Source organism: Metabacillus sp. RB-C-LZQ-3-1 (assembly GCF_058315175.1).
Window position 1 is genome coordinate 1 of the sequence record NZ_JBZFLI010000018.1, and the last position, 21,897, is coordinate 21,897.

General features: G+C 35.2%; 17 protein-coding genes, 1 pseudogene and 1 riboswitch. Of the genes and pseudogenes, 15 read left to right on the top strand and 3 right to left on the bottom strand.

All coding sequences use genetic code 11. The annotated features are described in order from the left end of the window. The first annotated feature begins 3 nt into the window (after positions 1 to 3). Complete coding sequence (locus AC4GZ8_RS21270) at positions 4 to 1,041, top strand: HAAS signaling domain-containing protein (protein ID WP_491083991.1); 1,038 nt, start codon at positions 4 to 6, stop codon at positions 1,039 to 1,041. 217 nt (positions 1,042 to 1,258) lie between these two features. Next, complete coding sequence (locus AC4GZ8_RS21275) at positions 1,259 to 1,987, top strand: endonuclease/exonuclease/phosphatase family protein (RefSeq protein WP_491083914.1); 729 nt, start codon at positions 1,259 to 1,261, stop codon at positions 1,985 to 1,987. Positions 1,988 to 2,026: 39 nt separating this feature from the next. On the opposite strand, the gene AC4GZ8_RS21280 is transcribed toward AC4GZ8_RS21275, so the two are convergent. Together AC4GZ8_RS21280 and AC4GZ8_RS21285 are read right to left on the bottom strand one after the other, a co-directional pair. Beyond that, positions 2,027 to 2,962: an MGDG synthase family glycosyltransferase gene (locus AC4GZ8_RS21280; RefSeq protein ID WP_491083915.1), complete on the bottom strand. Its 936-nt coding sequence runs from the start codon at positions 2,960 to 2,962 to the stop codon at positions 2,027 to 2,029. Between the two features lie 349 nt (positions 2,963 to 3,311). Beyond that, a pseudogene (locus tag AC4GZ8_RS21285) lies at positions 3,312 to 4,778 on the bottom strand (alkaline phosphatase family protein). A gap of 274 nt (positions 4,779 to 5,052) precedes the next feature. On the opposite strand from AC4GZ8_RS21285, the gene AC4GZ8_RS21290 reads away from it, so the two are divergent. The 12 genes from AC4GZ8_RS21290 (at position 5,053) to AC4GZ8_RS21345 (ending at position 19,764) form a co-directional block, all read left to right on the top strand. After that, positions 5,053 to 5,379 carry an antibiotic biosynthesis monooxygenase family protein gene (locus AC4GZ8_RS21290; protein ID WP_491083916.1) on the top strand — a complete coding sequence of 109 codons (327 nt, stop codon included), beginning with the start codon at positions 5,053 to 5,055 and terminating at the stop codon, positions 5,377 to 5,379. A 187-nt stretch (positions 5,380 to 5,566) separates the two neighbouring features. Beyond that, on the top strand, positions 5,567 to 6,589 hold the full coding sequence (locus tag AC4GZ8_RS21295) for a DUF3231 family protein (protein WP_491083917.1): 1,023 nt from the start codon (positions 5,567 to 5,569) through the stop codon (positions 6,587 to 6,589). 357 nt (positions 6,590 to 6,946) lie between these two features. Then, positions 6,947 to 8,740: a cache domain-containing sensor histidine kinase gene (locus tag AC4GZ8_RS21300; RefSeq protein WP_491083918.1), complete on the top strand. Its 1,794-nt coding sequence runs from the start codon at positions 6,947 to 6,949 to the stop codon at positions 8,738 to 8,740. Positions 8,741 to 8,743: 3 nt separating this feature from the next. Then, on the top strand, positions 8,744 to 9,760 hold the full coding sequence (locus AC4GZ8_RS21305) for a response regulator transcription factor (RefSeq protein ID WP_491083919.1): 1,017 nt from the start codon (positions 8,744 to 8,746) through the stop codon (positions 9,758 to 9,760). 150 nt (positions 9,761 to 9,910) lie between these two features. Next, a complete protein-coding gene (locus AC4GZ8_RS21310) occupies positions 9,911 to 11,233 on the top strand; it encodes an ABC transporter substrate-binding protein (protein ID WP_491083920.1) in 1,323 nt (440 codons plus the stop codon). Between the two features lie 62 nt (positions 11,234 to 11,295). Continuing rightward, on the top strand, positions 11,296 to 12,201 hold the full coding sequence (locus AC4GZ8_RS21315; protein ID WP_491083921.1) for a carbohydrate ABC transporter permease: 906 nt from the start codon (positions 11,296 to 11,298) through the stop codon (positions 12,199 to 12,201). After that, positions 12,201 to 13,091: a carbohydrate ABC transporter permease gene (locus AC4GZ8_RS21320; protein WP_491083922.1), complete on the top strand. Its 891-nt coding sequence runs from the start codon at positions 12,201 to 12,203 to the stop codon at positions 13,089 to 13,091. Before AC4GZ8_RS21315 ends, AC4GZ8_RS21320 begins: the two co-directional genes overlap by 1 nt. A gap of 43 nt (positions 13,092 to 13,134) precedes the next feature. After that, positions 13,135 to 14,178, top strand: a complete 1,044-nt coding sequence (locus AC4GZ8_RS21325) for a Gfo/Idh/MocA family protein (RefSeq protein WP_491083923.1) — start codon at positions 13,135 to 13,137, stop codon at positions 14,176 to 14,178. Positions 14,179 to 14,199: 21 nt separating this feature from the next. After that, positions 14,200 to 15,060 carry a DUF6807 domain-containing protein gene (locus AC4GZ8_RS21330; RefSeq protein ID WP_491083924.1) on the top strand — a complete coding sequence of 287 codons (861 nt, stop codon included), beginning with the start codon at positions 14,200 to 14,202 and terminating at the stop codon, positions 15,058 to 15,060. A gap of 45 nt (positions 15,061 to 15,105) precedes the next feature. Next, the gene (locus AC4GZ8_RS21335) at positions 15,106 to 15,957 is read left to right on the top strand and encodes a sugar phosphate isomerase/epimerase family protein (protein WP_491083925.1); all 852 of its coding nucleotides are present in this window, start codon (positions 15,106 to 15,108) and stop codon (positions 15,955 to 15,957) included. Positions 15,958 to 16,031: 74 nt separating this feature from the next. Beyond that, on the top strand, positions 16,032 to 17,897 hold the full coding sequence (locus AC4GZ8_RS21340; protein ID WP_491083926.1) for an MGH1-like glycoside hydrolase domain-containing protein: 1,866 nt from the start codon (positions 16,032 to 16,034) through the stop codon (positions 17,895 to 17,897). A gap of 310 nt (positions 17,898 to 18,207) precedes the next feature. Next, on the top strand, positions 18,208 to 19,764 hold the full coding sequence (locus AC4GZ8_RS21345; protein WP_491083927.1) for an amidase: 1,557 nt from the start codon (positions 18,208 to 18,210) through the stop codon (positions 19,762 to 19,764). Positions 19,765 to 20,308: 544 nt separating this feature from the next. Here AC4GZ8_RS21345 and AC4GZ8_RS21350 read toward each other — a convergent pair. Next, the gene (locus AC4GZ8_RS21350) at positions 20,309 to 20,788 is read right to left on the bottom strand and encodes a hypothetical protein (protein WP_491083928.1); all 480 of its coding nucleotides are present in this window, start codon (positions 20,786 to 20,788) and stop codon (positions 20,309 to 20,311) included. 190 nt (positions 20,789 to 20,978) lie between these two features. Here AC4GZ8_RS21350 and AC4GZ8_RS21355 point away from each other — a divergent pair, with 190 nt between their 5' ends. Beyond that, positions 20,979 to 21,527 carry a histidine phosphatase family protein gene (locus AC4GZ8_RS21355; protein WP_491083929.1) on the top strand — a complete coding sequence of 183 codons (549 nt, stop codon included), beginning with the start codon at positions 20,979 to 20,981 and terminating at the stop codon, positions 21,525 to 21,527. Positions 21,528 to 21,721: 194 nt separating this feature from the next. After that, positions 21,722 to 21,831, top strand: a riboswitch (TPP riboswitch). The last annotated feature ends 66 nt before the right edge of the window (positions 21,832 to 21,897 follow it).

The window sequence follows — 21,897 nt, forward strand, 5'->3', positions numbered from 1 at the left end:
ACGATGAGTTTAATTGAGATTTATATTCAAGAAGTGACGAGAAGGCTGCCTGAAAAAAATCGTGAGGATATAGCACTTGAATTACGGTCAACTATTGAGGATATGCTGCCTGATGATTACAATGAGGATGATGTAAAGGATGTTCTAAAAAAATTAGGGAGCCCGGTCACTTTAGCTAAAGGGTATAGGGATCAGCCGATGCATCTTATTGGTCCACGTTATTTTGATGTATATATGACGCTACTAAAAATGATTTTACCAATTGCCGCTGTGATTTCGTTAATTTCGATGATAGCTGAATATTTCTTCGGATATACAGGAGACGAGGCAATTCTTAATGGTGCATTGCATTTAATTGGTGAAGGCATATGGAGATTGATTGAGGTGGGTATTCAAGTATTCTTTTGGCTTACACTGACATTTGCGATTTTAGAAAGAACAGATAAAGGAAAAGACGAACAACCATTGACTACAAGCCTTCAAAAATGGACACCTGATGATTTGAAAAATATCACTTATGTTCCCAAGAAAAAAGCGATCTCGAAGTTTGAAGTCTTTGGAAGTTTTATGTGGATTGCGATTTGGTCAACACTTTATTTTTATGCGAATCAACTACTAGGTATCTATGAAAAAGCTGGAGATAGGCTTGAATTTGTGAATCCGGCAATGAATCAAGATGTATTGCTACAATATTGGCCATTCGTTGTTTTCTTGATCGGTCTCGAAATCCTATTATCCCTATACAAACTGATTAAGGGACAGTGGACAAAAAGAATGGCCCTATACAATGCTATTGTTGAACTTATTGGAACTGTAGTCTTTGTTGTCATTTTAATAAATCCAAATCTATTTACTCAAGATTACATTATCTATATGGGGGATTTATTTACAGTGAGTGCTAATCAATTTAAAACATCACTCATTGGTGGCGTACTTCTAATCTATGTCGTGTCGGCTGCCTTTAATGTGTATGATGGATATCGAAAGGCGAGTAGTGGTAATAATCTTAAAGAAAATGGAAAAAACATGCACAAAATGTAATTTTAAAAATAAAAAAGCAAAAATTCCTTATTCTAACAATAAGGAATTTTTGCTTTTTTATCATGGATCAAGAAAAGCTACTAACTCTAACAAATAAAAATGTAGAACGTATAATAACACTCTCAACCACGAAGATCTCTTGTATAAATTTACTTAATTTGTGTATTTTAGAAAATGATTTTAAATAATTTATCATAATTACAGAGGAGACAGACATTTGAAATTCAAAGTAATGACGTTTAACATACATCATGGCGTGGGGATGGATAAAAAATTGGATCTGCAAAGAATAGCTAAAGTAATTGAAGATAGTGATGCAGATATAATTGGTTTAAATGAGGTTGATAAACATTTTTCTAAACGTAGCCTCTATAAAAATCAGGTTGCATCGCTTGCAGAACAACTAAATTTAGAGCATGCTTTCAGTCCGTCTCTCTCTTTGAGATCTAAAAATTCAACAACGCTACGGCAATATGGAAATGCTCTGCTGTCAAGATATCCAATTATATTAAATAAGAGTCATTCTTTTAATTATGTACCAGGCCTTATTGAGGGAAGATCCTTACTTAACGCTACAATTCAAATACACGAACAGTTATTTCAAATTATGGTCACCCATTTAAGCCTTAATCCGTATCTCCAAATGAAGCAAATTGATTATATTTTAAATCAGCTTCATCATTATCCACATCCAACTATTATTATGGGAGATTGGAATATGAAGCCTAAATCAAGACAATGGAGGAAAATAACTGATAAGGTACAAGATACTTGGCATATGGCAGGAAAGGGACTAGGTAATACTTATCCATCAAGACTCCCAAGGGCAAGATTGGATTATATTTTTCTTAGCTCTGAACTAAATGTTGAGAAAGCAGAAGTTATTAGTAAACACACAAATGCTTCTGATCATTTACCATTATTAGCAACAATATATCATAATTAATCGTAAAATTTGTATTACAATCAGTTATTTTTCTAAATATTAAAGTAGGTGTTCCACGATATAGCTTGCACTTGCTAATGGATCTATTTCCTTTTGAAATTCCCTTATTCTTTTTTGCAAATACTCCTTTTCCTTCGAAGAAAAGAGTATTTTTTCGACGGCAAAATTGATGTTTTCAATGTCATCAATTTTTATTGCCAAACGATTATTTACTAAATAATCACAGTTTTTTTCTTCGTGACCTGGAATTGGTTGATAGATAAATAAAGGCAGACCCTTTGCTAATGCTTCATAACAGGTTAAACCACCCGGTTTTGTGATAAGTAAATCCGTTGCTTCCATCCATTCATCAATACAATCAACAAATCCTAATATATGAATATTGGGATGATGAAATCTTTCATCCCTTAAAAAGGAATTTCTTAGCAATTCATTGTTACCAGTACATATGATAATTTGAATTTTTCCTTTCCATTTTAATAAAGCACGGCCAAGCTTCTGAATGCCACCTAATCCAAGTCCGCCTCCCATAATCATTAGAGTGGGTATATTTTTTAAGTTTAATTTCTTTCGCATCTCCAGTTTATTTTTTCGAACCCAAAAATTGGATCTTATAGGCATACCGGTAATTGCAATTCGATTTTTTGAAATGCCCATGTTTATTAATTGGTTATACACATCTTTGTTTGAAACCAAATAGGTATCTACTTCAGTATGAGCCCATGCTCCATGAACATGAAAATCTGTTACCATTGTACAAAGATTAAACTGATAACCCATCTTCTTTAATCGAGATGCAGTTGAACTTGTAAATGGGTGGGTACATACAATAAGTTGGGGACTTTCATTTTCAAGAAGAACTTCAATTTGTTTGTGAATCAGCTGGTGAATGACGTATTTTTTCCAATTTGAAAAGGGGATATTTTGTTGGTAAAGATAAATCATTCTCCATATGGAAGGTGAATGTACAATCATTTTTAGATATGAATTAACGATAACCTTAGTGATATGAGGATTAAGAGTTTGACCTAATTCGAAAATACTTGCATTGACAGAAGGGGCAAGGTGAGAGCTTGCATCAATGCTTCTGCCGCTTTTGTATGACCGTTTCCAATGGCTTCTGAGAGTATCAATACTTGTTTTCCCACGATTTACACCCTTATTTTTCTTTTTTAAATGATGGAGATAGGGACTAATGTCTTTGTTTAGAAAGTCCCTATTAATGCAAAATCTCTATTGATTATTATTGTTCTTATTACACAAAATATTTTTGGTAAAATCTAAATCATTTTGATTTTATTATGGATAACATACTAGAACATTTCTAAATTAAAGATAATAGCCAATCTCTAATATCTAAAATACGTGCATTTTTGGGTTTTGTATTTGTTCCGGTTACAATCATGGGAACTAGTGAGTCTTGTTCATGTAATCCTCCGTGGCTGGCTCCTCCTATATGAGTTGGAGATCCTTCACCAATAAACTCATGTCCAGGTTTCGCGCTAACTACAAGATAATCCCCTTCATGGGAAAATAATGTTGTGTAAAGTCTTGCTAAAGCATCTGGATAGATTCCATAGTTGACGTTTTTTTCATTTATTGAAAGATCTAACAGTTCAATATCACCTTCTATAAACCAAGATTGTCCATATCCATCGATTAAATCTCCCTCGGGGTGAAAAGTGAGCTGTCCATCATGCATACCGGAGATGACAGTAATTGAATTTCCTTCTTTCCATGCGATAACATCGATTCTCTCATCTTTTTGCATGATTTTCCCAAGTTCTTCTAGTGGTACATTCATAGAATCCAAAGTATAAATAAAGGCCATCCTTTCATTCACACCTAGAATTACTTGATCTGAAGAACCAATTCTATTCTTTAATTTCGGAATTTTATACATGGATAACAATTTTCTAAGATCTATCAATGCAAGGTTACGATCTTTATCAATCCATGCTTGACCATTATCACCTAGAATAATCCATATATGATCAGTTAATGCTTCCTCCCATGTTCCATAAGTGTTAAGGATACTTTGAAGTTGCTTGTCTACTTTTTCAATTCCTTTCGTATCCATTCTTCCATTTTTATGTATACGTTGATCTAAATCAGGAAAGTAAGCAATTGTAAGAGCAGGAAGCATATCCTGTTCAATTAGATATTTCAATTCTTTTGCTGTAAATTTGTCATTAAACCCATATTTCTGCCAAAATAAGGAGTACCTTTTTGATGGATTCAGTTTTTTCATTGCCCCATAGGAAAATACATGTGGTGCCTATGCGAATATTTTTCTTCTCATTCCTGTAACGACTGACATAAGGAAAGGAAATGTGATTTGTACAGATTCATGACCCCTATACATTAGAGTATTGATGGATGCGGTTTGAATATCCTGATCCTTAAGGATTTCATGAATCGTCTTATGCTTTTTGCTTAGATGGCTATGATTCAAATTGTAAAAAATATCTTCCATGGACTGTTTTAATCCTAATTTTACAAGTTCTCTAACATGACCTCCGTAATTAATAATCCGATTTTCTTTCTTATTAAACCAGACCAAACCTGGGATTTTGTGTTGATCACTGTAAAGTCCGGTTAATAATGTACTATCAACGTTAACAGACATTGTTGGAAAAGGACTTACAACATTTGGAATGTTATAACCATTCTCAATAAAAAATTGGAAAGCAGGAGCTTTTTCATTTTTGATCGCTTCCTGTAAAGTTGTATTCATTAACGTATCAACTAACAGCAAAATAACCTTTTTCTTATCTGATTGATCTGTCATTATAACTCTTCCTTTCAGAAAACCATTTCGACTAATAATAACTTTAACAGCAGAAATAGAAATTTTAGTTACTTTTATTTTTCCCAGTTATATTTCTAATTAATATTGACAAAATTATTTATTTACAAGATTAGAAATCATTAACCCTTAATCTGGTGTTTTTCAAGTATAAATAACAAAGTATAAATAAATGCCTTTTAGCGCAGTAAATTTGAATATATTAGCTAAAAATTTCACATAATAATATCTTAGATTAATATTTGGGGTGACTAATATGAGCAGAATTGCAAAAACTCCTCAACCTCCTTATTATGCTGTGATATTTGCTTCACAGCGAAATGAAGGTGATACAGGTTACGGGAGAATGGCTGGAAAAATGGTGGAGTTAGCTTCTGAACAGAGTGGGTTTCTTGGTGTAGAAAGTGCTCGTGATCATGAATTGGGAATTACAGTTTCTTACTGGGAGTCATTAGACGCTATTAAAAATTGGAAGGAACATGCAGCACATAAAATTGCACAAGAACGAGGTAAAAATGAGTGGTACAAGAACTTCGCTATGCGTGTTTGCAAAGTAGAAAGAGACAACTTTTTTGAAATTTAAAAATTAAATTAACCTATCTAAAAATTACATAAAAACGAATGTCTATTAACACAACAGCTGCATACAAGAAGGTTAAATACATTTTTCGGTAAAGTTATTTTACGAAAAGGCAGTTTGTTGAAATAATTCTGTATACATTGGAAAATTGGGTAACATACTAGGCAAAAAAGGAATGAAGGATGTTAATATGAATCCGATGAAACCAATTAAATTAAGATCAGTCCAAACAGATACGAGCGAAAAATTGACATCAGCTGAAATGGGTAAACTTTGGGCTACTTATATGGGAAACAGTATGGGATATTGCATTTTAAAGTATTATCTTCAACATGTTGAGGATGAGGATATTAAAACTTTATTAGAAAATGCGTTAAATTTAAGTGAAGAATTTATGAAAACTATTAAGGATATTTTTACGAAAGATAATTTCCCTATTCCTTTTGGGTTTACGGAAAAGGACGTAAATTTAAATGCTCCTCGTTTATTCCTTGATCAATTTTATGTTCATTATTTAAAATACACTTCAAAAGCTGCAATGAGTATTTATAATGTCGCGATACCTCTTGTCTATAGGAAGGATGTAAAAGAGTTTTTTAGATACTGCATGGATTCTACTATGGATTTAATGGACCAAATCAAAGATATATTGATGAATAAAGGATTTTCCATGAAACCACCAATAATACCAACTCCTGAAAAGGTAGAATTCGTACATCAAGATTTTTTAAATGGATTCTTTGGACATATTCGACCAATGCATGCATTAGAAATTACTCATATGTACGATATCATTGAAAGCAATTCAACGAGTAAGGCTCTAATACATGCATTTGCTCAAGTAGTAAAGGATGAAAAGATTCGGAAATTGTTTCAAAGAGGAGAAGGCATTACGACAAGAAGTATTGAAAAAAATATGGAAATGCTGCGAGATGAAAATTTACCATCTCCATCATTTCTTAACGATTTGGTAACATCATCCACTTTTTCTCCTTTTTCTGATAAGCTCATGCTATTTCATAAGATGGACATGTTCACAATAAAAATCAGAACCTTTGGAAATGCAGCAGCTGTAAATGGAAGGCATGACATTGGGCTTATGTATACGAATGACTTATTAAAAAATACTAGTTTCGTTCAAAGTGCAGCTAAAATTATGATTGAAAATGGCTGGTTTGAACAACCCCCAAGTGCAGCTGAAAGAGAAAGTTAGTATATATAGTAATATGAAGCTCAAAAGAAATATTATTATGGTACAGGATTATTTCCGTATTTTAGAAATTAATATTGATGAGTTTTATGGTTTTATTAATAACTAAATGAATTAATAAGGGAACTTTGCCAAACAAGGTTCTCTTTTTTGATGATAAGGTAGAAACACTCAATTGTCTCCATGTACAAAAAGAATAAAAAAACGTTTTCTCGTGATTATATGGTAAATTAGTAGATAAGGAATTTCTTATTTCTCTTTAATAAGACCAAATGGTGAAATTAAATTTTACTATTTTTTGATAACGCTTCCGTAATGTTCACTTCAAAGCAAAATATAAAAAAACGAGGAGTTCTTTATATGAAGTGGTTTGCTCTAACTAGTATCAAGAAAAAACTTCTAGCAGTCTATCTTCCGCTTATCATTGTACTAAACATCATCATTTTATTTGTTGCTCATAGTTTTTTTTCTTATGAAATGGAGCGTGCTTCACATAGGCATGCAAAACAAACAGTTGAAGTAATAAATCGGCATTTGGAAACGTATCTTGAAGAACTTGAGCGTCTGAGTCTATTTCCTTATTTCCACAATGAAGTGATGGACATTTTGAGGAATACGAACCAAAATCTTTCTCAAAGTGAGAAATACAAAGAGTATAAGTTCTTTGAAAATATGTTTAATAATATCATGTTGAATCCGCGGGAAGATTTACTTAATGTCTCTTTATTTCGCGAAGATGGAAGGTACTATTTTAACTCAAGAGTTTATGTCAATTTAAATCAGGATTATGATTGGAAAAATTCAGATTGGTATAAAAGGACAATAGAAGCGAACGGAAATGTCGTATATACTCTAAATTCTAATCAAGATGGAAGATTTACCGTCCTGCATCACGATTTATTCCTCATTTCACGACTAGTAAAATCAGAAAATGGTAAAAACCTTGGAACTATATTAATAGACGCAAATTTTCAAGGGATCGCCAATATATTAAAAGATGTTGGACTTGGAAAGGATTCAAATGTGGTCCTCAGGGATGAGTACGATAATATTATTTTTTCACAAAACAAATTGTATTTAAAAGAAATACAAGCAGCTGATAATCTAGAATCAAATATCTTAAAAATAAACAATGAAACGTTATTTCTTGAGAATCTCATCTCTGAAAAAACGGGTTGGAAAGTGAGTGTCATTATTTCTTCGGATGAAATCTCAAATTCCTTTGTAGTCATTAGAAAAATTGTTCTCATCATGCTTATTTTATTTGGCGTCGTTACAACACTCGTAACTTTATGGTTTTCAGAAAGTCTTACACGCCCAATTAGAGAATTACGCCGAAAAATGAGAATGGTCGAGAATGGGAATTACGATGTTGCTTTAGAAGTAAACAGCCAAGATGAAATTGGAAGCCTAGGACATACTTTTAATAGAATGAGTGCTCAAATAAAGGAATTAATTCATGAAGTTTATGAGTATAACATAAGACAAAAAGAAGCTGAACTAAATAACCTAAAGATGCAAATAAGGCCACATTTTCTCTACAATACTCTGGAAGCAATCCGATCACTAGCGGATATTCATGATAATAACGAAGTTGTTGAAATGACAACTAGTTTAGGCTCAATTCTAAGATATAGCATTAAAACACATCAAAAGTATGTTCCATTAGAAATGGAAGTAGATTATGTCCAACAGTATTTAAATATACAGCAAATTATGGTTGGTGATTCTATTCAAGTCGAATATGATATTGAATCTAGTATTCTACAATATTATTCAATACCATTATTGTTTCAACCACTTGTTGAAAATGCATTTCAGCATGGGTTATATGGAAAACGAAAAGGCGGTTTAATTCGAATTGCAGGAAGGAAGGTAAACGATGAGCTTCACTTTTTGATATCCGATAATGGAAAGGGGATTTCCAGTGAACGATTGATGCTTATTAATAAAGCGCTGCAAGTACCAAGTACAGTAAAAAATTCTAAATCTCCAATAGGCATTGGTTTAAGTAATGTAAATCAACGAATAAAAATAGTATTTGGTGAATCTTATGGCTTATTTCTGAAACATAATCCTAAAGGTGGAACATTAGTTCATATTAAAATTCCATTAGTTAAGATGGAACAAGAACATGATAAGGTAGGTGTATAGTAAATGCCGAGTTATTTGATTGTCGACGATGAACCTTTAATTCGAAAGGGAGTTAATAAGTTAATATCTCGTGTAGCACCTGAGTGGCATGTCTGTGGTGAGGCCTGGGACGGTCATGAAGGGATAGAAAAGGTAAAGAATTTACACCCTGATTTAATATTTTCTGATATCAGAATGCCTGAAATGGACGGGCTTACAATGTCCAAACAATTAATCAACCAGGGGATTTCTATTCCGTTCGTTTTTTTAACAGGTCATGACGAATTTGCATATGTACAACAAGCACTCAAAAATAACGCATTTGATTACTTACTAAAACCTATAAAAGAACAAGATGTAAGACAATTATTTGATCGATTTGATAGAGAGTATGGTGTTAAAAGCCAGCTTCAACAAAAGGATATGTCAAGGTTAAAGCAATATGAATTTTTTCTATTAAATGCCCTTGAAAGTAAAAACACACAGAGTCTCGAGACATTTGAACAATGGTATCGGAAATTAGAAGATATTATTACGCTTCGTGCTTTTGTTAATTTGACCATACGGGTTGTTAATTCCTATTTATTAAAATTCAATATCATTGGATTTGAGTATAAGCCAATTATAAACGAAACGAATGCATTAAATGTCATTAGAAAATTACAGGAGTATTGTTTGTCAGAGCTTCAAGCTGTACAGACTAATAAGACGAACCAATTAATCGAAAGGGTAAGGGAATGGATTGATGAAAATATAGATAAATCGATCTCGTTATCTGATGCATCAGATCTCATTCATTTAAATCCTACTTATTTTAGTGAATATTTTAAAAAGACTACAGGTGAAACATTTAGTCAGTATGTCATTCGCTGTAAAATAGAGAGAGCTAAAGAGCTTTTAACTGACTATTCCCTGCGTGTATACGATGTAGCAATAATGGTTGGTTATTCGGATCAACGACATTTTAGCAAGGTTTTTCAAACAAAAGTTGGAATGACACCAACAGAATATCGAAACAAGGTCTTAGGTATTCGCAGTTAAACCATCATGATTATTCATGGTGGATTTTTTCTGGCTACATAAAAAAGTTCCGAAAACAACCACACTAATTCTTAAAAGCACCACATTTCGGATTATTTATCCTGCTGTTACAATTTAGAAGAAGTTAAAAAAGGGATGGGGGAAAGGAAGATGAAGACAGTTAAAAAGCTAAGTCCTTTATTCATTGTTTTATTTTTGGTAAGCGTTTTCACATCTGCGTGTAGTGGAAATGAAGAAACTTCACCGGCTTCTAGCGAATCTTCAGGTGATGAACAAATTGAAATTAGGGTTGCAACATGGCAAACAGAGGAAACGGCAGTTGAATTATTTAATAAAGCAAAAGAGTCATTCGAAGCTGAGCATCCAAATGTAACGGTTAAAATCGAAGCAGCTCCATATGAAAACTATATGACAAAGCTTCAAACAGAGCTCGCAGCTGGAAACCCAGCAGACATCATTCAAGTAGGTGAACAAAACTTCCAACGTTATATGGAAAAAGGGATTCTTGAGGACTTAACACCATTGGCAGAAGGTTCATTCGATTTTGATTCAGAAATTATTCCTAATGTTAAGGAGTTAATGCAAGTTGATGGTAAAAACCCGGTAATGTCAGTAGGTGCAGCTACAATCGGTGTTTACTATAATAAAAAATTGTTCGATGAGGCGAATCTTCCATATCCTCAGGATGGTTGGACGTGGGAAGAATTTGTAGAACTTGCAGAAAAATTAACAATTCGTGATGGTGATAAATTCGTACAGTATGGAGCAAATTTAAATCTTGGAAAAGACTGGATAGAACCCTTTATTGTTAGTAATGGGGGAAGCTACCTATCAGAAGATGGAGCTACATCTAATGGTTATTTAAATAGTGATGAAACAGTTGAAGCATTTCAAAAAATTTCAGATTTATATAATGTATCCAAAGTCGCTCCTAATCCAGCAGAATTGGTTGCACTAAAAGGTATCGATTTGTTTGCGACTGGTCAAGTAGCGATGAACGTAAACGGAAGCTGGGCACAAGCGGATTTACAAAAAAATCCTGATATCGAATTTGGTGTTGTATCACTTCCAACTATGTCAACTGGTAAAAAGACTTCATTAATGTATACGTCAGGTATGGGTATTTCATCAAAATCAAAGCAAAAAGAAGTTGCATGGAAATTTTTACTTGAATTAACATCTCCTGAAACAGAAGCTGGTAAGATGTGGGCACAATCCAATTTAGCTGTGACAAATAAATTGCTTGAATCGAGTGCACAAACTGAGGATCCATATTTAGGTGTCTTCGTTCAACAATTAGATCATGCGATTGAAAGCGCTTATTTCCAAAATAGCTATTGGGGTTCTGTAGGGGATAAATTGCTCGCTCCAGCGATCCAAGATATGTTACTTGATCCAAAAGCCGATATTAAACAAAAATTAACGGATCTTACGACACAGATCGATCGAGAACTCAAACAACAAGCGGAATAATTTTTTGAATGGTGGTGGGAGACATCCTCTCGTCACCATTTTTTAGAAAGGTAGGTATAATCATGAACTATCCGTTTCGACTTGGTTCTAAAGGGAAAGGGACCTTAACATTTTATTTACTCATTTCCCCCTGGTTGATAGGACTTGCGGTATTTACACTTGGTCCTATTATAGCTTCACTTGTTCTTAGTTTATTTCAATGGGATATGGTTTCTCCAGCCAAGTTTGTTGGATTTAGAAACTTTAAAGAGATGTTTACTTTGGATCCCCTTTTTTGGCAATCATTAAAGGTTACTGTCATATACGTTCTATTTAGAGTTCCATTATCGCTTGCAGCCGCACTAATCTTAGCGTTGATGATGAATCAAAAGATACCGGGAATTGGTGTGTTCAGAACGATCTACTATCTACCAAGTGTCATAAGCGGTGTAGCTGTATCAATGATGTGGATCTGGGTATTTAATCCAAACTTCGGATTAATGAATGGCTTCTTAGATTCGATTGGCATATCAGGGCCAGGGTGGTTCTCAGATACTAAATGGGCACTTCCTACAATGATCATCGTGTCATTATATTCAGTTGGTTCAACAGCGATTATTTTTTTAGCGGGTCTAAAAGGGATCCCAGATGTTTTATATGAAGCAGCAGAACTTGATGGTGCTTCTAAGCTTCAACAGCTTTTTACCATCACAATCCCTCAATTGACACCGACTATTTTATTTAACGTTATTATGCTAACGATAACTTCGTTTCAAATTTTTACAGAAGCACTAATCATTACAGGCGGCGGTCCTGCAAATTCAACCATGTTTTTTAATTTATATTTGTATCAAAATGCCTTCACTTACGGACGGCTTGGTTATGCTTCAGCCCTAGCGTGGATTTTATTTACCTTAACATTTATTTGTGCATTTTATATTTTTAAATCATCACGTAAGTGGGTTTATTATGAAGGGGGTGAACAATAATGGCAATGACCAATCCAGATTTGGAGAAGAAGACCTTACTTCTTAGCCAAAAAAGAAAAATAAAACGTAAACGTTATACCCCTTTACAAATTACAGGTTTTATCATGCTATGTTTCTTCTCGGTATTGTTGTTGTTCCCTTTGGCATGGATGTTGTCCACTTCATTAAAGGCACCTCATGAAGTAATGAGTTTAAATATTCAATTTTTGCCAGAAAAAATAATGTGGAGCAACTATGCGGATATTTTTGAAAAATACCCGGTTTTCCTATACACATGGAACACATTAATTATTACGGTTATGAGTATTATCGGTAAGTTAATCTCTTGTACTCTTGTTGCTTATGGTTTTGCTAAATTTAATGCACCTGGTAAAAATATTCTATTTATGCTGTTGCTATCTACGATGATGATTCCTTGGGCTGTAACAATGGTTCCATTATTTATCATATTCAAAGAAATTGGTTGGTACAATACGTTACTTCCATTATGGGTACCATCTTTCTTTGGAGATGCTTTTTCAATCTTTTTATTACGCCAGTTTATTATGGGTATTCCTCGTGAATTAGAGGAAGCTGCAAAAATGGATGGCGCTGGAGTATTACGTACTCTTTGGAGTGTTGTAGTGCCAAACTTGAAACCAGCACTAGCTGTAGTTGCAATTTTTTCATTCTTCTACACTTGGAACGATTTTCTTGGCCCGCTAATTTTTTTAACTGATCCTGAATTAGCAACATTGCAGCTTGGCATTCAATCTCTTCGAACACAATTCAATGTTGAGTGGCAATATATGATGGCTCTATCAATCGTTTCTATTATTCCGTGTTTAATTGTCTTTTTCATTGGACAAAAGAAGATTGTAGAAGGTATTACAATGACGGGTATTAAGTGAGGAACCGATTATCCTACTAATCTATAATGAGGGGGAAAAGATAATGAAATTTGGACTTGTCGGCCTTGGGTGGCCCGGACAGCAGCATGTTCGAGCGATAAGAGAAAATCAAGATGCTGAATTGTCTGCTGTTTGTGATTTAGATGCTGAAAAACTAAAGGAGTTTGAAGGAGAATGTAACACTTTTTCAGACATCAACGAGTTCTTTGCCAAAGGAGAAATGGATGCCGTGATCTTAGCGGTTCCTCATCAACTACATGCCTCTTTGACAATTCGAGCACTTAATCTTGACAAACATGTGCTTATTGAAAAACCGATGGCACGTACAAGTGAAGAATGCAGCAAAATGATCGAAGCAGCAGAACGAAATAACAAAACATTAATGGTTGCACAAAACTGGCGATATACTCCATGGTGTGTAGCTGCGAAATCAATTGTAGACAGTATGGAATTGGGGGTCATCCAAGCGGTTCGAACAGAATGGTTACTTAATTTTAGACCTTCTTTTCCAAAAGGGAGCTGGATCTATAATGGAGAATTAGCAGGCGGGGGGGCAATCACCAGCCTAGCGATTCATAATGTAGATGCACTTCGATATATAATCGGTGAAGTTGAAGAAGTCTACACAAATCAACGATACACGGATGACTGGTCTTCTAACGGTGCAGAGAACTGGGCGATGTGCCAATTCAAGTTTGAAAATGGTGCATTAGGCCATTTATTTACAGGCTATACACCTTTTGATCCGCCGGACAATGGCATGCTGTATATATACGGGGAAGATGGCACAATGTTCTTTGGCCCATACCAAGGGAAAACTGGGTTATGGATTCGTTCAGCAAAGCGTTCATCACAGCAAAATACTGACTATGAACGTGTGGATGTAAAAAATTTAACACAAGGTATGGTCACTCATCCACAAACAAACCAACTGAAACACTTTATTGAAAGCATTACCAATCAAACACGGCCAGAAACAGACGGTCAAGAAATCATAAAAACAATTGAACTTGTAGAAATGATGTATGCTTCTGGCAATAATGGTGTGCCAGTAAAAAAAGATAGAAAAATAGGTCCCTTATTATAGGACTAGAAAGTGAGGTCTCATATGGAGTTTCAATCAACCTATTACGAAAATGAGTCGCTTTGGGAAGTGAGGTTGGGTTCTACCAAAATATTAGAATATGTTTATGGTGCTGCGGAAGATCCAAATCCTTCTTTTCGTCTAGTCAAAACAAAGGGTGGTCATACAATTACCCTTTATCGCCCATGGGATCATCCGTGGCATCCTGGAATGTTTTTTTCTTGGAAGTATATTAATGGTTTGAACTTCTGGGAATCTATGTATCACGGGAAGAAAAATGTTGCTGTTACAGAGTCATTTGTTCCTATGGAAGGAAATATAGGTTTTGAGCAAAAGCTTTCTTATCTTACCTATGAGGGAAAGAAGTTATTAAAAGAAAATCGAGTGGTCCGAATCGAACACGGTGATGAAGGTTACCTAGTGCATTGGCAAGGCTCTTTTGTTCCTGAAGATGGACCCGTTACTCTTGATAGAACCGAGAATACAAAAGAATCGCCTTGGGGAGGATATGCTGGATTATCATGCCGGTTAAACCGCAACTTTCTTGGGCCGGTGATTACAACAGATTTAGGTGTTTATGCTGCAGATGATGCGTTTTCTAAATCATTCAAATGGTGTGATTATTCGGGAAAGCTTGACGGCTATATTGAAGAACAATGGGCTGGTATCTGTCTGATTGATCATCCGTCAAACCTGCGGCATCCTTCACCGAAATTAATCTATGACTATAAAGACATGCAGTTTTTGTCAGCAGGATTCTTATTTAATGAGCCGTACGTGTTAAATATAGGAGAGACTTTACAATTAAACTACACATTTTATGTTCATGACGGTCAAGTACAGGAAGAAAAATTAAAAAAGATTTGGAAAACAATATCAGGTTAAGCATTTATTCAGTATCTATGAAACATTTTATAGGAGGAATATAAGATGACGATCACTGTAGGTTGTTTTGCGTTAGTCGATCCGTTTTCTGTGTTGGAGCATCAATTAAAGCGCATCCATGATTTGGGCTTTCAATATGCAGATATAACAGATAATCGTGATGGAGGACAGCTAGGTGTTGAATTTGGTTTTGCCGCAACAGCCAGCCTGGACGGCAATCCTTACGATTTGAAACGAATGTTTGAAGAGCAGGGTTTGACGATTACAACATATTGCGCACACGCAAATCTATTAGATCCAACCGCACCTTGGCGTTATGGAACTTCCCAGATTATAAAGGCTATACGTGCAGCGGCGGCAATTGGAGTAGAATACGTCGTGACAACCGAAGGAGAACCATCCACAGAGTTTGGCCATAACATGACGGAGGATCAGAAGGTTTTCACGGTGATGGAAAAGCTTTATGAACCTTTACGGATTGCGAAGGATCATGGTGTAACCTTGTTACTTGAGAATCATGGGGAATTAACTGATTCTATTTCCGGCATGGAAAAGCTCATCCATGGACTTGGGAATCCTGATCATCTTGGAGTAAACCTTGATACCGGAAACTGCTGGCTGGGCGGAACAGATCCAGTGGAAATGACGAAAGTATTTGCTAGTAAGATCAAGCATGTCCATTGGAAGGACCTTCCGAAAGAAATGGAGGCACAGCGGGGAACCGTATTTGGTTGTGGGATGAGCACGATTGCCCTTGGCACAGGTGCAATCGACATTGCAGGTGTTTATCAAGAACTTGTTAGTGGCGGTTTTAACGGTCATACAACACTGGAAATAGCTGGAGATGAAGCGGTCCTACAAAGTTATGAATACCTTAAATCACTTGGTGCTAAATAACGATAGCAGGCAGGTTTTAAAGCCTGCCTGCTTGTTTGCTTTTTAAAATAAAAACGAAAGGTGGAGGTATTTTCATGGCAGAAAACTATCAAACTTTAAAAGAAAACTTAGCTAAGGGCTGGAATACATGGAATACAAGAAGTGTTCTTTCACATGTATTATTACCTGAAGGGTTTGCTATTAATATTGGGATTAAGGAATATTCTGAAGGAGCCTATTTAAAGGAAGCATTAATAGGAAGGTTAGAAAGGGGAGCAGAGACGGTTATTCCCAGCTCACATGCCTACGATGGATCTTATACATGTTTAAAGGTTGCATGGAAAGGGATCGAGCTAAAGGTTGAATCAGCTCACATAAACGAAGATCTAGTAATTTTGGTTACACCACTTCAACAAACGAGAAAAACCCCCGCTTTAATTATAGAGTCCGGGGTGTTATGGAATAAGGAAGGATATGTTTCACAGGAAAATGGCCATTTAATCTGGACATCAAATAAACGAAAAGTTACTGGTTATGGAATTGGTGAAATTGCAGTAGAGCATAATGTTCAAACCCAGACACCCTATATCGCACTTAAACTAGATTCAATTGTTGGGTTTTCAACTGGATTATATAGAGAAATAACTGAGATTCAGAAGATCATTGATATGCAAAAACAAAAGCATGAAGAAAGAAAGGAATTGTTTGGAGGTTTAAATGATGTTTATGACGCCCTTCAAACCTGTATGGCATGGGATACAATTTACGACCCTTCACATGACCGTGTTGTTACGCCTGTAAGCCGAATTTGGAATTGCAATCATGGCGGGTATGCATTATTTTGCTGGGATAATTACTTTGCAGCCTACATGGCATCTTTAGATCATAAGGCGCTAGCATATGCAAATGCAATAGAGATAACAAGGGAGAAAACGGATGCCGGATTTGTTCCAAATTGTGCATGGGGAACAGGTTTTAAAAGTCTTGATCGCTCCCAACCGCCTGTTGGTTCCCTTATTATACGTGAGTTATATCGAAAGTTTGGTGATAAATGGCTTCTTGAAGAGGTTGTGGACAATCTTCTTGAATGGAATCATTGGTGGTTTGAAAATCGTAAAAACGGTCCGCTATTATCATGGGGATCGACACCTTATAAGCCGATATTTGATAATTATTGGGAGACAGCCGGAGTGAACGATACGTTCGGTGGAGCACTTGAATCAGGTTTAGATAATTCCCCAATGTATGATGAGATTGCTTTTGACCCTGAAAATCACATGATGAAATTGCATGATGTTGGCCTAAATAGCCTTTATATTATGGACTGTAACACTCTTGCCGATATTTGTGGGATTTTAGGTAGGAATGAAGAAAAAGCAATGTTAGAAAATAGAGCAAAAATAATATCAAATCTTTTGCAGGACCTATGGGATGAAAAGGAAGGCTTTTATTATAATAGATTGACTGACAATGGTGAATTCAGCCATCGCATTTCACCGACCAATTTTTATGTTCTACTAGGAAATGTTCCTACACAGGAACAAGCGGAGCGTATCATAGATGAACATTTTTTTAATGAAAATGAATTTTATGGCGAATGGATATTACCTTCTATTTCACGAAATGATAAAGCCTATCCTGATCAAGAATATTGGAGAGGAAGAATTTGGGCACCAATGAACTTTCTTGTCTACTTAGGGTTAAGAAATTATAACCTTCCTGAGGCTAGAAAAGATTTAGTCCGAAAGTCTAAAGACTTATTACTAAAAGAATGGAAAGAGCATGGTCATATTCATGAAAATTACAACTCTGATACAGGAGAGGGCTGTGATAAACGGACGAGTGATCGCTATTATCATTGGGGTGCTTTATTAGGGTTGATTTCATTGATAGAGGAAGGATATTTGGAAGGATGGGAGAAGAAGATAGAGACAGAGAATTTAACAAATAGTTACAAATAAATTCGATATGGAATTCGTCTAATTGTGTTTGCTTGTAAAAAGGAATAGGGATATAAAAGAGACTACAGGAATTTTATATTTTCTGTAGCCTCTTTATATCCTCATTCTACAGCATTAAGTAATTCTTTTTTTATGACTAAGCATTTAGGACTACTCCTTACGGTACTATTAACTCTATCAGATTCAAATAAAAGGTAATACTTTTGTATCATTATTCCTTCTCTATGTTATATACTCTCTCATTATTAGAGACAACAATCAGCAGTCTTGATATATTAAAAGTGTCTTACAAATAAAGGGAGGTTAAAAGATGGGGAAATGGTATAAAAAGTCGGCCGCATTTATTACTAGTTTAGTAGTAGCGGGAAGTTTATTTGCGGTTCCAGTTGGAGCAGCACCTAATACAGCAATTCCTGCTGTTGAAAAAGCTTTATCAGTTGAAATCGAGGAAGCAACCATCTTTGAATTGCAACATGAGATGCAAAAAGGGGCTCTCACATCCGAGGAGTTGGTTCAATACTATTTGGACCGAATTGATGAATACGATGATTCTATCAACTCTATCATTACAATTGATGATGATGTTCTTTCAGAGGCAAAGCAACTTGATGTGGAACGAAAGACAGGAAAAGTCCGTGGTAGTTTACATGGAATTCCCGTTATTTTAAAAGATAACTATGATACATACGATATGCCTACTACAGCTGGATCATTATCTCTTGAAGGGTCAATTCCTTTAGACGATGCTTTTCAAACTCAGAAGTTAAGAGAAGAAGGGGCCATCATTTTAGGAAAAGCCAATCTTCATGAATTTGCTTTTGGCTTTCAGACCTACAGTTCTTTAGGTGGACAAACGTATAATCCATATGATTTAACAAAATATCCCGGTGGCTCTAGTGGAGGAACGGCAGCTGCGGTAGCTTCTAATTTTGCAACGGTCGGACTTGGGACAGATACGGGTGGGTCAATTAGGATTCCTTCTTCATTTAATAACCTTGTTGGAATTCGCCCAACAATGGGGCTAGCTAGCCGTGATGGCATCATTCCACTTGCGCTAACACAGGATGTTGGTGGACCAATAGCTCGTACTGTTGAAGATGCAGCTGTTGTTCTCGATGCCATTGCTGGTTATGATCCAGCTGATCCTGTTACAGAAGAAAGCATTGGAAAGGTTCCTAAAACCTATACACATTATCTTAAGAAAAATGGGTTAAAGAATGCTAAAATCGGGGTTGTTCGAGATCTATTTGGAAATGACCTGCAAGTAATTAAAGCGATGGACCAGGCCATTGCAGACATGGAAAAACTTGGTGCTGAAGTATATGAGGTGACAATCCCAAATCTTAATGAAATTCTTGCCTACCCAAGTTTAAGCTCGTATGAATTTAAGTCTCAATTGAATGATTATCTAGCATCACTTGGACCTGATGCACCTGTGAAATCACTGACCGATATTATTAATAGCGGAAAATATCACCCAAGTTTGAAAAACTCATTAATCTCAAGGGATAATATGGGACCATTAGAGACGAATGAGGAGTATCTTGATATCATGGCGAATCGTCCAAAGCTTGCAAAGGAAAGCTTAATGACAACCTTCAATGAACATGACCTTGATGCACTAGTTTACCCTACATCAAATGCATTGCCAGCAACTGTAGGTGGAGGACAAGGTGCAGGTAATGCGAATCGATTAAGTCCGTTCTCTGGATTCCCGGCTATGTCGGTCCCAGTTGGATTTAGTGATGATGGGTTACCAATTGGAATGGAGCTGCTAGGTAAAGAGTTTGATGAACCAACTTTAATTAAGTTAGCTTACTCTTATCAAGAAGGAACGAACCATCGAGAAGCACCTGTGTTGCAATAGATTAATAGAAGTAAGCCAATCATTTACGGATGATTGGCTTTTTAGTTTGCTGTTCAATATGCAAAGCCAAGGTCACACATATGGGGATTACTGTATATGGTATAATCAAAGTAACTTAATATTAAAAAAATTTAAACTTGGTGATATCATTATGATAGATTTTCTCTCTAGTTTTCTCCTAATTTCTAGTTGGCTTTTATTTGCTATAAGTGCATATCTGTTGTTCTGGGCAATAATAATGCCTATTTTGGGGTTTATTCCTTTTTGTTTAGTTTTAAGTGCTGGCTTTTTATGTTTTTCTTGTTCTAAAAAACTTGATAGTAGATCGAAAACTACGTGATTTTTAACTCAAAATATAACAACAAATCCCTTGAGTATTATTCTTAAAAAACGGTTAATTTATTTTAATGACAATTAATCTTCTATTACTGAACAAACAGGAGTGTTTCTACATTTAAGCTAGTTCATTTGTCTTATCTAAGGAAAGCTTAGTTATAAACATTCAATAAAAAGGTTGGTTGCTAGTACCAACCTGATAAATTACTCAATAATTGTAATCTCCATTTTGCTGTCCACTTTCGGTAGATAATGAAACTCCCATCGTTTGCAATGATTTTTTTGCTTGATTTAAATAGGATTCTGCTTGTTCTTGCCATTTGATAATTACTTTCATAAACAGCTTATATTCAGGGCTTGCATTTTCCTCCATCGTTTTTAAACCATCACGTACTTTTTTATCTTGATTTTCAGCATTTTTTATACAAGCTGCTAGTGTTTCTACAATGGATTGTTGTTGCTCTCCATTAACAAGTCTCTGTGATGAACCTACTGCAGTAACGCGATGATAGGAAGCAGGAACTAGATGATCATGCATTTCGCGATTCCCTTTTAAATCTTTGGTTTCTGGTATATGGAAAAGTTCAGAGCTCATAGCACAAACCATTTCTTCAGCGTATAAACTTTGGTTTAATAAATGTAAAAGATGTCCCCAGTTGTTCACTCGATAATAATAATATGGATACAAAAAAACAACTCCTTTTTCAGTAAATTTGAACCCCTATCTTTATAGTTATGATTTAGTATCGAAATTAATGAAAGTATATAATCCAGGGCGGTAAGACTTTCTCCTTACTAAGCCAGCAATATAGTTAAACTTTAATAGATAAAAAGTTCCTGCGAATATGAATGAACATTAAAAAAACGGAAATAAAGGAGTGGCACAATTGAAGAACATTTATATTATCAGGCATTGTGAAGCTGTAGGGCAGCCGCCCGAATCACCACTTACGGAAAGAGGTTTAAAACAATCCAATGATTTAGCTGATTTTTTTGATAATATTACAGTTGATCGCATCATTTCAAGTCCGTATAAGCGTGCTATTCAAACAATACAACCACTTGCAAATCAGTTAAATATTGAGATAGAAATAGATAGCCTATTAAAAGAACGTGTACTCAGCACTAACCAACTTTCGGATTGGTTTGAGAAATTAAAACAAACATTTGAGGATTTTCATATAAAGTTTGAAGGTGGAGAGTCCAGCAAAGAGGCGCTAAAACGAATAGTAGAAGTTGTTGATAACGTTTTGAAAAGTGAATTTGAAAATACCATCATTGTGACACATGGAAATGTAATGTCTTTACTATTAAACCATTATAATAAGGAATTTGGTTTTGCTGAATGGTCCAGTCTTAGTAACCCTGACATATATCTTTTAAAATCTGATGGCAATGAAATCACTTTTGAACGATTATGGAGCTAACACTTAAAAAGTTTTGTAAAGGGGTCTGACTTAATGAACTGCTGCAGTCCTCATACAATAGTGGGTGAGACCAATTTTCTTTAAATTCTATTATTTGTAGCATTAAACTTCACTTAATCTTTCTTTAGAGCTTCAAGTTTAATGACTTATCTCTTGTTTTTTATACGAAAATTAAGTAAACTACCTTTAAAATATTAATATCTTTCGGGGGCTGGTGGAAACTGGCTGAGATTGCAACTATTCCGTTGCTGACCGTTTTAACCTGTTGGATAATGCCAGCGTAGGGAATGTGAGTAGTGAAACTATGAGCACTTTGCGCTTGCAAAGTGCTCTTTTTATTTTTCTAAAAAATACATAGCAAATTGAGTAC

Bases quoted from the DNA above. Each gene is read 5' to 3' on its own strand.
- AC4GZ8_RS21270 (WP_491083991.1), top strand. From the start codon at position 4: ATGAGTTTAATTGAGATTTATATTCAAGAAGTGACGAGAAGGCTGCCT.
- AC4GZ8_RS21280 (WP_491083915.1), bottom strand. From the start codon at position 2,962: ATGATTGTACATTCACCTTCCATATGGAGAATGATTTATCTTTACCAA.
- AC4GZ8_RS21290 (WP_491083916.1), top strand. From the start codon at position 5,053: ATGAGCAGAATTGCAAAAACTCCTCAACCTCCTTATTATGCTGTGATA.
- AC4GZ8_RS21295 (WP_491083917.1), top strand. From the start codon at position 5,567: ATGAATCCGATGAAACCAATTAAATTAAGATCAGTCCAAACAGATACG.
- AC4GZ8_RS21300 (WP_491083918.1), top strand. From the start codon at position 6,947: ATGAAGTGGTTTGCTCTAACTAGTATCAAGAAAAAACTTCTAGCAGTC.
- AC4GZ8_RS21305 (WP_491083919.1), top strand. From the start codon at position 8,744: ATGCCGAGTTATTTGATTGTCGACGATGAACCTTTAATTCGAAAGGGA.
- AC4GZ8_RS21310 (WP_491083920.1), top strand. From the start codon at position 9,911: ATGAAGACAGTTAAAAAGCTAAGTCCTTTATTCATTGTTTTATTTTTG.
- AC4GZ8_RS21315 (WP_491083921.1), top strand. From the start codon at position 11,296: ATGAACTATCCGTTTCGACTTGGTTCTAAAGGGAAAGGGACCTTAACA.
- AC4GZ8_RS21320 (WP_491083922.1), top strand. From the start codon at position 12,201: ATGGCAATGACCAATCCAGATTTGGAGAAGAAGACCTTACTTCTTAGC.
- AC4GZ8_RS21325 (WP_491083923.1), top strand. From the start codon at position 13,135: ATGAAATTTGGACTTGTCGGCCTTGGGTGGCCCGGACAGCAGCATGTT.
- AC4GZ8_RS21330 (WP_491083924.1), top strand. From the start codon at position 14,200: ATGGAGTTTCAATCAACCTATTACGAAAATGAGTCGCTTTGGGAAGTG.
- AC4GZ8_RS21335 (WP_491083925.1), top strand. From the start codon at position 15,106: ATGACGATCACTGTAGGTTGTTTTGCGTTAGTCGATCCGTTTTCTGTG.
- AC4GZ8_RS21340 (WP_491083926.1), top strand. From the start codon at position 16,032: ATGGCAGAAAACTATCAAACTTTAAAAGAAAACTTAGCTAAGGGCTGG.
- AC4GZ8_RS21345 (WP_491083927.1), top strand. From the start codon at position 18,208: ATGGGGAAATGGTATAAAAAGTCGGCCGCATTTATTACTAGTTTAGTA.